This is a genomic window from Aquabacterium sp. A08, from assembly GCF_011742065.1.
This window is the reverse complement of the sequence record NZ_JAAQQT010000214.1, coordinates 1-450: the sequence shown is the minus strand read 5'-3', so window position 1 is coordinate 450 and position 450 is coordinate 1. Positions and strand designations below refer to the sequence as shown.

At 78.4% G+C, this 450-nt stretch carries 1 protein-coding gene and 1 pseudogene; one reads left to right on the top strand and one right to left on the bottom strand.

The window, feature by feature from the left end:
- A pseudogene (locus tag HA630_RS26820) lies at positions 1-150 on the top strand (rRNA (cytidine-2'-O-)-methyltransferase); the annotation flags it as partial.
- Positions 151-163: 13 nt separating this feature from the next.
- Here HA630_RS26820 and HA630_RS26815 read toward each other — a convergent pair.
- Positions 164-450, bottom strand: a 287-nt coding sequence (locus tag HA630_RS26815) for a hypothetical protein (protein ID WP_166832134.1), incomplete at its 5' end; no start/stop codon positions are given.

Below are 450 nucleotides of genomic sequence, written 5' to 3'. Positions count from 1 at the left end.
GATGGGCTGGACGCCGAGACCCTGCGCGTGCTGGGCCTGCTGCTGGCCGAGCTGCCGGTGAAAACCGCCGCCCGCCTGGGCGCCGAGCTGACGGGCCAGCCCAAAAACGCGCTGTACCGGGCGGCGCTGGCACTCAAGGCGGCGGACTGAAGGCCGGGCGCCCTCAGGGGCGGTCTGGGCCGTCCAGCCGCTGTGGCGCCGTCGGCGCACCGGTCGGTGGCACGGCGTCGGCGTCGCGGACCTCGCGCACCTCCACGTCCACCACCCCGTGCGGGGGCGCGGCGCCCGGGCCGCGGCCCGCCGCGCCCGGCCAGACCCGCTCGGTGGCGTAGCGCTGGAACCGGCCCACGAACATCGGCGCCGTCGGGCGCCGGCCGCGCAGCAGCGCCCACAGCACGCCCAGCGCCAGCAGCACCAAGGCCAGGCCCAGCAGGGCCAGGGCCAGCACCG